Origin of the sequence: Vibrio sp. 1S139 (assembly GCF_041439475.1) — a bacterium.
Classification (GTDB): domain Bacteria; phylum Pseudomonadota; class Gammaproteobacteria; order Enterobacterales; family Vibrionaceae; genus Vibrio; species Vibrio crassostreae_C.
Window position 1 is genome coordinate 1 of sequence record NZ_JBGOOD010000096.1, and the last position, 9,881, is coordinate 9,881.

The 9,881-nt window shown below is 43.6% G+C and carries 10 protein-coding genes; 4 read left to right on the forward strand and 6 right to left on the reverse strand.

The annotated features are described in order from the left end of the window. Positions 1–160: 160 nt before the first annotated feature. The gene (locus tag ACED46_RS20440; RefSeq protein ID WP_371722307.1) at positions 161–1,318 is read left to right on the forward strand and encodes a methyl-accepting chemotaxis protein; all 1,158 of its coding nucleotides are present in this window, start codon (positions 161–163) and stop codon (positions 1,316–1,318) included. 210 nt (positions 1,319–1,528) lie between these two features. Then, complete coding sequence (locus tag ACED46_RS20445; RefSeq protein ID WP_371722311.1) at positions 1,529–2,689, forward strand: multidrug effflux MFS transporter; 1,161 nt, start codon at positions 1,529–1,531, stop codon at positions 2,687–2,689. A 64-nt stretch (positions 2,690–2,753) separates the two neighbouring features. Here the strand turns inward: ACED46_RS20445 and ACED46_RS20450 are convergent, their stop codons facing one another. Continuing rightward, on the reverse strand, positions 2,754–3,710 hold the full coding sequence (locus ACED46_RS20450) for a GlxA family transcriptional regulator (RefSeq protein WP_371722308.1): 957 nt from the start codon (positions 3,708–3,710) through the stop codon (positions 2,754–2,756). Between the two features lie 89 nt (positions 3,711–3,799). Between ACED46_RS20450 and ACED46_RS20455 the strand changes: the two genes are divergently transcribed. After that, positions 3,800–4,360 (forward strand): cysteine hydrolase family protein, encoded by a 561-nt coding sequence (locus ACED46_RS20455; protein WP_371722309.1) that lies wholly within the window; start codon positions 3,800–3,802, stop codon positions 4,358–4,360. A gap of 143 nt (positions 4,361–4,503) precedes the next feature. On the opposite strand, the gene ACED46_RS20460 is transcribed toward ACED46_RS20455, so the two are convergent. The 4 genes from ACED46_RS20460 to ACED46_RS20475 form a co-directional block, all read right to left on the reverse strand. Then, positions 4,504–5,862, reverse strand: a complete 1,359-nt coding sequence (locus ACED46_RS20460) for a Na+/H+ antiporter NhaC family protein (protein ID WP_371722310.1) — start codon at positions 5,860–5,862, stop codon at positions 4,504–4,506. Positions 5,863–6,102: 240 nt separating this feature from the next. Beyond that, on the reverse strand, positions 6,103–6,867 hold the full coding sequence (locus ACED46_RS20465) for a hydratase (RefSeq protein ID WP_108099762.1): 765 nt from the start codon (positions 6,865–6,867) through the stop codon (positions 6,103–6,105). A gap of 205 nt (positions 6,868–7,072) precedes the next feature. Continuing rightward, positions 7,073–7,378 (reverse strand): DUF3861 domain-containing protein, encoded by a 306-nt coding sequence (locus ACED46_RS20470; protein WP_017060575.1) that lies wholly within the window; start codon positions 7,376–7,378, stop codon positions 7,073–7,075. Between the two features lie 34 nt (positions 7,379–7,412). Further along, positions 7,413–7,904, reverse strand: a complete 492-nt coding sequence (locus ACED46_RS20475; RefSeq protein ID WP_108156680.1) for a DUF2798 domain-containing protein — start codon at positions 7,902–7,904, stop codon at positions 7,413–7,415. Positions 7,905–8,001: 97 nt separating this feature from the next. Between ACED46_RS20475 and ACED46_RS20480 the strand changes: the two genes are divergently transcribed. Next, entirely contained in the window at positions 8,002–8,427 is a 426-nt protein-coding gene (locus tag ACED46_RS20480) for a MarR family winged helix-turn-helix transcriptional regulator (RefSeq protein ID WP_102457953.1), read from the forward strand. Between the two features lie 147 nt (positions 8,428–8,574). Here the strand turns inward: ACED46_RS20480 and ACED46_RS20485 are convergent, their stop codons facing one another. Continuing rightward, entirely contained in the window at positions 8,575–9,636 is a 1,062-nt protein-coding gene (locus tag ACED46_RS20485) for an MBL fold metallo-hydrolase (protein WP_108156679.1), read from the reverse strand. Between the last annotated feature and the right edge of the window lie 245 nt (positions 9,637–9,881).

The following is a 9,881-nucleotide window of genomic DNA, read 5'->3' on the forward strand; positions in this document are numbered from 1 at the left end:
CATTACGTTAGACGGAATTTACGCTGAGCTTAGTGCTTAAGGTTCTGTCTATGTTGAAGCGTATTCAAATAATGACGTAATCGCAAACATTCAAGTGCTCGATCAAAATAACAACATATTAGGTAGTGTTAATCCACGTGACATTGATGAATCCTCATCGATGGCTATTTCATGGGATTCATTGCCTATCGGTAAAGTTAATGTTGGTTTTAACCATGATGTGACGAATGCTAATTTAATGAACTCTATGCAACTTGCGATTAGTATTTTGCTTTGCATATTTATTGCTAGCCTGATTCTGATTTCCATAGTCCTCGATAGAAAAGTCGTCAGGCCCATCAAAAACATGGCTGATTCAATGAATGAAATTGCTTCTGGTGGAGGAGACCTCACTTCACGTGTTGCGGAAGTAGGCAATGATGAAGTCACATCACTTGCGAAAGCATTCAACCAATTCGTTGCTACTATTCAATCTATCATTCTCGAAACATCGAACACGACCAAACTGTTGGATAAGAGTGGCCACGGTATATCGCAACTACGTGATGAAATGAACCAACAAAGCCAACGACAATCTTTGTTAACTCAAGAAAGTTTGCACAGCATTGAGCAATTTGATTTAGCAACCAAAGAAATTGCTGTTCATACGGAAAATACGCTGTATCAATCAAATGATGCACTCGAGCTTTGTCAGCAAAGTGGTCACACAATCGATATCAATGAACGTAATATTGATGACTTGGTCGTAAGTCTGGAAAGTGCAGCGGAATGTGCGAATTCACTAAAAGTAAGCAGTGATGATATAGGTCGAGTGATTGTAGTCATCAAAGCGATTGCGGAACAAACTAATTTATTGGCATTGAATGCAGCTATTGAAGCGGCACGGGCCGGTGAGTCTGGCCGTGGTTTTGCGGTTGTTGCGGATGAAGTGCGCTCATTAGCGTCTAAAACCCATGATTCAACCAATGAAATTGAATCTATTATTGAACGCCTACAAAAAGAAGCAAACGAGTCATTTGTTGCAACACAGAGCTCGAAAGCTTTAGTGGAGCAAACAAAAACCAGCGCAGATGAAATACAGCAAGCACTATCGAGCATTATCTCTTCCGTAACGTCCATCAATGGCATGGTAGATTCTGTTGCATCCGCCTGCGAAGAGCAGTCAAACGTTAGTTCAAAAGTCGCAAATGACATGCAGTCTCTTGATAGTAGTGCAAAAGAACTAGTTAACGTGAATGACGATTTGGCAAACGTATCCAATGATATCTTGACGCAAACTACTGTCCTCTCCACTCAGATTGCTAAATTTAAGTTCTAAGTATACCCTCAAGCCAGCATAGGTACTTGCTGGCTTGAACCTTTCAACTCGATGTTAAACATTTAGAGGTCACAAATCCTTGCTGATTTTAGAGCTTTGAGATAACTAATCATACAAAACCTAAAGATACTATCACACCAATTAAAAACCTATTTTGGACAACGGAGAGCCACCTTGAAGAGACCACAACCAGTACTGGGAAAGACCGGTATGCTATTTTTTCTCGTCATAATAAGTGCTTTCCCTCCATTGACCATCGACCTTTACCTACCTGCGCTTCCGCAGATGGTCGACGTGTTTAATACTGACCGATCAATGGTCAACCTAACCCTGAGCAGTTACTTCGTTACTTACGCTATTGGTCTTTTATTTTGGGGGCCGCTCAGCGAGAAATTCGGTCGTAAGCCGATCCTATTAATTGGATTAGCGGGTTATATGGTCGCGAGCATATTGTGCGCGATGACCAATAGCATCGAACAGTTAATTGGTGCTCGTGTATTCCAAGCCTTTGCTGGTAGTGCTATCACCGTTATCGCTACCGCCATTGTCAAAGATCTTTATGATGGCAGAGAACGTGAAAAGATCATGGCGACTATCATGTCACTGGTGATCATCGCGCCAATGGTTGCGCCTGTATTTGGTGCCTTTCTACTGAAAATTGCGTCTTGGCGAATGATGTTCGTCACCCTCGCCATTTTTGGTGCATTTGCGTCAGTATTAGCTTGCTGCTATCGAGAAACGCTCGAAACCAAATACCAAGGTTCCATGTTCCGTTCATGGGGAAGAATGGGCGTGGTCATGAAAAACCGCTCGTTCCTCAAGCTACTGGTCATTTTCTCTATCATACCGATGGCGTTGATGGGCTTTCTTGCGGCGGGTTCTTATATCTACATCGATCACTTTGGATTGACCGAACAACAGTTTAGCTACGCGTTCGCATTCAATGCATTATGCGCCTCATTTGGTCCAACAATTTACATGAAGTTGTCCTACCGAATGCCGGTTCAAAAGGTCATCTCAGGATGTTTTGCTTTATTGGCGCTTGCGGGCATCTTCACCCTAACCATTGGCGACCTGTCCCCTTGGTTCTTTATGTTCATCGCTGCTCCAGCAACATTAATGGCGATCATCATGCGAGTACCGGGCACCAACTTAATGTTGAATCAACAAGATCATGACACGGGCTCTGCCGTCGCACTGATTCAGTTCTTCAGCATGATTTGTGGTTCGCTTGGTATGGTATTAGTTTCAATACGCCCAGAGTCACTGATTGAAAACCTAGGCTTTATTCAATTATCCATCGGTACGCTAGGCGGCCTGATGTGGTTAATGGTTAGAAACAAAGAGTTCGTGACGACGAAGCTGAATTAAGCCCCTCCAAGATAATCACTGACAGTACCAGTCGATAAGCCTGAGGAATGGTGACTAATAAAAATCATTCCTCAGATAGAAATCTAGAGCGAAACTTTGATGGTGTTAAACCTATGATTTTCATAAAGATTTTTCGGAAGCTGTTTACGTCCTCATAGCCAACTAGATAACTAATCTGCTCAACTGGTTTATGGGAGCTTTCCAATAACTCGCATGCGCTTTGAATACGCACGTGTTGGATATAATTGATAGGCGTAAAACTGGTCGCCTTGGTAAATTGACGGATAAAGGTTCTTCGTGTCATGAAGGCTTCTTCCGCCAATTGATCGAGCGACAAAGGGAGATGATGATGCTTCTGAATAAAACGCTGCACCGACACAATCTTGTCATTGCCGTGAGCATAATTCGGCACAAAACTCTGATAGTAGCGCTGCTCTCTCAATCCCGTATCAAGCACTAGGTATTTACCGAGATTACGAGTATTGGTCGGCGTCGTATATTTAGTCAGGATAAACAGAGCCAGATCCATCCACGACATCAAACCACCCGCAGTGATAATGTCAGCGTCATCGATCAAGATTTTGTCGACATCAACATCGACCTCAGCATACTGCTCCGAAAACTGTTGCTGCGCTTTCCAATGCGTTGTCACGGTTCGTCCTTGCAACAAACCCGTTCCCGCCAAAATAAACACGCCTGCGCAAGCAGAACACAAGATCGCCCCACGTTGATGAGACTGCACAAGGTAGTCCAATAGCCCTTCATCTGGCTCTAAGTAGTAGCTGCCATCTAAGTTTGGCGGCACTAGAATAATGTCGGTCTTTGAGTTCTCAAGTGATTCGTTGGTCGACATAGACAAGTCGTCGTGAGGCTTAATTTCAACATGAAACTGAACCTGCTCATTGGAAGACTCAATGCTATTCGCCAACTGAAGAAACTCTTTCACTCCAAACACGGCACTTTGCAAAGAGCCTGGGTAGTCGATGATTTCGACCACAATTGATTTTGTCACTATTGCCATAAAGTCTGTCATTTTTGACGTGCGATAAAAACTACAGAGTATTCATAATATCCCTACACCGCAACACACCAAATACAAAGGTATAAACTATGAAGAACACTGCATTACTACTTATCGACTTTCAAAATGACTATTTCCCTTCATACGAGGGTGCAAAGTGGGCACTGTCTGAAACAGAAAAGGCAGCCGAAAAAGGTGCTCAGTTATTACAGGCTTTCAGAGACAAGCAACTTCCTGTGGTTCATGTACGCCATGAATTTCCGACCAACGAAGCACCCTTCTTCTTGCCAGATTCAGACGGTGCTCAAATCCACAACAGCGTGACTCCGCTAGAAGGTGAAACTGTTATCGTAAAGCATCAAATCAATAGCTTTAGAGATACTGAACTGAACAAGGTGCTAAAAGATCAAGGCATTGAGAAACTGATCATCGTTGGCGCAATGAGCCACATGTGTATTGATGCGGTGACTCGTGCAGCAACCGATTTAGGCTACGAATGTCACGTAGCACATGATGCTTGCACAACCTTAGACATGGAATTCAACGGTATTAAGGTTCCAGCTGCGCATGTCCATGCAGCATTCATGGCAGCATTGAGCTTTGGCTACTGTAATGTTGCGACAGCCAGCGAGCTTGAAAGCCAACTTTAATAAAGCTCAAAACCGTCCACAATGGCGGTTTTGTCTATATTCAAATCAGAATTAGCTTCCAAACAATTCGTTCAGGCGCAAAAAAGGCCCCTGTCGGAGCCTTCTTATCAAAATCAGTGATCACTCAGTTTGGTCAATTACTACTAAGCGTTAGCCACTTTACGCGCTGGGTGTTTAATAAACACAGCAACCACAGCCACGATTGCAAGAGCAAAACAGTAGTACGAGTTAGCTACAATATCCAAAGGCGATAGGTTAAATACCGAACCTAATAGCAATACCTGCGCACCGTAAGGCAACACGCCTTGAATCACACAAGAGAAAATATCCAACAAGCTTGCTGAGCGACGTGGAGACACATTGTTCTCTTCCGCCAATTGGCGAGCTACGCTACCAGACACAATAATCGCCACTGTGTTGTTTGCCGTACATAGGTTCACCATAGACACCAAGCCAGCAATGCCTAGCTCGCTCGCACGGCCATTCGCTTGCTTAGAGTGTGAAGAGCCAAACGCACGGATCACACCGCTTACAAGGTTAGTTAGGAACGCTAGTCCGCCTTGGCGACGCATGAGCTCACTCAAACCACCAATCAGCATCGACAGTAAGAAGATCTCTTGCATGTTGCCGAAGCCTGCATAGATATCTTGAGCGTAATCCGTCATACCGTAGTTCTCAATAGAACCTAAGCTCACGCCACCCGCTAGCAAGATACCAATGGTCAACACGACAAAGACATTCATGCCCGATACCGCAAGAATCAGAATAGTGATGTACGGCAGAACTTTCAGCCACTCAATTGGACCCGTTTCAGGAACTTGAGTTGCCGTGCTGTTGAAAGCAAAGATAACAATCGCAATCAATGCAGCAGGAAGTGCAATGCGGATGTTCTCTTTAAACTTGTCTCTCATCTCACAGCCTTGCGAGCGTGTCGCGGCAATCGTGGTATCAGAAATGATAGAAAGGTTGTCACCAAACATCGCGCCACTTAAAACAACACCAGCCGTCAGTGGAATGCTCATGCCAGCTGAGTCAGCAATACCTAGCGCAACAGGGGCAACCGCAGCGATAGTACCCATCGACGTACCCATTGCTGTCGCGATGAAAGCTGAAATTAGGAAGATACCCGGCAGGATCATGCTTGTCGGAATCGCAGATAGACCAAGATTTACCGTCGCGTCTACGCCGCCAGACGCTTTAGCTACAGCCGCAAAAGCACCCGCCAACAGGTAGATCATACACATTGCGATAATGTCTTTGTGACCCACTCCACCTAAGAATTGTTCGATAGCGCGGTTCAATTTATCTTTGCTTAGCAACAACGCCAACATCACAGCAGGCAAAGCTGCAATTGGAGCTGGAAGCTGATAGAAAGCAAAATCGACGCCTTGCAGTGACAAGTACGTACCTACGCCAATAAACAACGATAGGAACACGATCAGAGGGATAAGCGCAACTGCCGAAGGGACAATTACCGCATTAGAATTTTTTGAATTGGACATGGAACATCAACGCAATAGAACAGGAAGATGAGCAGACTAATGTCACACTTAGAGGTTGTCAACGTCTAGACGTCTAAACGCCTAATTTAATGCAAAGTAATAAGAACCCTATTGAGCATCACGTAATAAAAAAGGCTATTTACTCATCAGTAAATAGCCTTTTGAGAACAGATTGCTTTTCGAGAACAGATAGCATTTACGCAGAAGCTAGCTTTTTGCTTACTTAACGCTTTTGCTAAGTTAGCGTTTTTGTTGGAACGTCACTTGGTATTCACCAATGCCTTCGTAGTGGAAGGTCGTTGGCTTATCGAATCCCATTTCTACGATACCGCAGTAAGAGCCCGTGATAATGGCTTCACCCGCTTGGAAATCAACACCACGACGTGTCATGTAGTTAATCAGCCAGTAAATTGGGCTTGGTGGTAATGTATTTGGGTGCTTACCATCGAATGCTTGAACTTGCTCGCCTTGAGTCACTTCAATACTGATCTCAGCAGAAGTGAACGCTTTTTCGCGGTCAATCTCAGGGCCAATGAACAGACCTTGGTTCACTAGGCCATCAGCAAGCTTTTCGTAGAACTCAGCGCCGCTGTCATCCGCAAAACGAGATTGCATTAACTCAAGTGCCATATGGCAAGAGCCAATCGCTTCGTTGATTTGCTCTTCGCTGTAACCTTCTTGGCTTGCAGGCAAGCTCTTAGCAAGAGTAAATGCAATTTCAGGCTCAACACGTACTACGTCGTTATCAGCAAACAGTTCGCAAACCTCGCCTTGTTGAACACTACCCGAAAAGATAGGCGCAACAATGAACTTGTCTTCAGCTAAAGGAAGCAAACACTTCCAACCACCGACCTTGTCGCTCTTGAGATCGATCATTGAAGATTGGATCTTTAGCGCATCTTCCAAGTTATTCGGACGGTACTGTTCGTCCAATCTTGGTGCTTTGGTGCCAGCAACACGACGACTCAACAGTTCTTCAGCTGCTTGTTTAAATACATTTGTCATATAATACCACCTTTAGTTTTATGACCAGTATAATATCGGATTTCTTAAAGCTTGAATAGACAATTCAACAACGGTGCTACACCGAAAATTCAGCCATCAATTTTCGCATATTCTAGACGCAAACAACTGAAACTATTTTGATTTAAATGTAAAAAAGCCAGTAATTTGATTACTGACTTTTCGATGTATTACTGATGTTCAGGCTTTACTGCCCTTTCAACGTCTTCTTCAAATTCTGCATGAAGTTTCTGAAGTGAGGCATGAAATCAACAAACAGAGGGTGTTTTCTATCTTGCATCATCAATGGGCCTAACAAGCGAATGCTCACTCCTAGTCGCGCTGCTGATTGCTCGTCTAAGCCGCTGTCATGTTTGATCTTCTCAACAATCGCGAACATATCTTCTCTGTCTTCAATTTCAAACTGCATGGTTTGAAGTTCACGATCTTCTTTGATGTTCACTTCTTCGATAGTGATACGGTAGTTATTGTGTTTGCCTGTGAATGCTTTCATTTGGACCTCCTAAAATGCTTAAAAAGTGTTTTGGTTAGCTCTTCATGAATCGTTCGAGCTTAGGTTTAACCGTCATCGACATCACGACCATGATCGCAAGGCCAATGGGAAGTGCGGCAATAAATCCATTAAACCATCCACTGGTAAACGCCGATGTATCCGAAAATCCAATGTTATTTGCCGCTGTTACAAATGCCATCATGGACTCCATTATGAATGCCATGATCAGTCCTACGATCAGGTTGCGAACTTTCTCGCCATAATTGGGTAATACCTTGTCGACCAACTTAGTCACCAAAGTCATCATCACCATGCCAATTGGCATCATAATCACGACAGCTAGGGCTAACGAAGAGAACCAGTTGCCGATGAATGCTTCACCGAATCCGACATTCATGTAGGTCATCACAGCCGTTAAGCTGCCGCCAATGGTTAGCATTAAGCTCATCATGACCAAAATTTTGTATAAAACCGGTGTGCCTTTTTGCTCAGGAAGAGTTGGCGTTAGTGCTGCTTGAATCGTCATATCTATTTCCTGTCTTGAATTTACGAACAATTAAGTTGATAATGTCAACTATAAATACAGTAGTTGATATTGTCAACTATATTTCTAAGGATCGTTTATGTCTGATAACACATCGCTAGAATCAATCTTTCGTTTAGTGCACTCTTTGAAACGTCAAATGAGCGAGCAGATTGAGAGCTTGGACTCAGAGATCGCACCAATGAACATTCGTGTCATGAAGATCATTACCAAGAAGTCTCCATGTACGGCTATCGATATCGCACACTTCCTAAATCGCGATAAAGCACAGGTCACTCGATTGATTAACGCTTTGATCAGTCAGGAACTTGTAAAGAAATCTCCGAACCCAGAAGACAAGCGTAGCCAGTTATTGGTTCTGACCGATAAGGGTCAAGAGATCATGAGTAAGGTCTCGGATATAGATCGAGACATGCTGAAGAAAATGACCAAAGGCATGGCCGAAGATGAGTTAGAGCAATTCAGAAAAATTGCGAAGAAAATGGCGCAGAACTTAGAAAGCTGATCTTCAAAATGAAACGAAAAAACGCCACCGAATCGAATGATCAGTGGCGTTTTTTGTATCAGCTGGCTTTATATAGATTAGCAGTATGACTACTTCTCACTTAGATGAGAGTATTAATTAGATGTCCGTTCTAATTAGGTAACAGCTCTAATTCGATGCCAGTTTCCACCATGCCTGAACAGGTACCGGATCTGAGATCACCAAACGTTCACCCATCACAGGGCTTACCATTTGTACATCTCGCTCTTTGCTTATCGCCAGTGCTTGTTCCATTGGATCTTGCCAATCATGCATAGAAAGGTCGAAGGTACTGTTGTGGATTGGCATCATCACCTTACCTTGCAGATCAATGTGCGCCTGAACACTCTGTTCTGGGAACATATGAATATCCGCCCAAAGAGAATTATACGCGCCCGTTTCAACCATAGTTAAATCAAACGGCCCATAGCGCTCACCAATCTCTTTAAAGCCGCTGAAGTAACCGGAGTCACCGCTAAAGAAGACTTTCTTGTCTGAAGCGTTAATAACCCAGCTACCCCACAGTGTTTGGTCACGATCAAGCAAGCCACGACCAGAGAAATGCTGTGTCGGCGTCAACGTGAACTCAATATCTGAGGCCGTTGCCGATTCCCACCAGTTCAACTCGATGATCTTTGCTTTATCCACGCCCCACTTTTCAAGTAGCGCTCCGACTCTAAGTGGGACCAAGAATGTCCCTACTTTGTCGGCTAATACTTTAACCGCACCTTTATCTAAATGGTCGTAGTGGTCGTGGCTGATCACCACCACATCAATATCAGGCAGTTCTTGCAGTGAGATTGGTGTCGGATGAAAACGCTTTGGCCCCATCCATTGCACTGGCGATGCACGATCACTGAATACAGGATCTGTCATCACTAGCTTGCCATCCAGTTTCATCATTACACTAGAGTGACCCAAGCGGTAAGCAACGTCGTCTTGTTCTTCGATCAATTGCTCAGCTGTCATTGGAATCAAAGGCAATGCAACGCGCGGCACTGGCTCATTCCTTTCCACTGTCACATATGCTTTCAAGATTGAAAAAATATCAGACATACCCGATTTGTATTCAAACTCACTGTTAGCAAACTTCTTTGGAAGCTTATCTAGATTGTCGTTTGATTGTGAACCTGTGCTTACGATAGCGACCACGGCAAGTACTCCTAAAATCGGTAATAGATATTTTTTCATTGGTATCTCTTCATCGGTTGGGATAGACCCAACACATAAACTACACTGGATAGTTTATATATCAAAATACAAAAGTAAACCAATGAGTGTAACTTTTAATTTACCTAGACGTTAGCATGCCAAAGTCGATTTTGGAGAAACTGACTTTGAAAACGAGCTAACTTAGTTATTTAGTTAGTAAGAAAGGTTAATGAGCTATGCTGATTTCTGGTGTATGGAAGAGAAAGTAAGTTGCGGTGTAATCT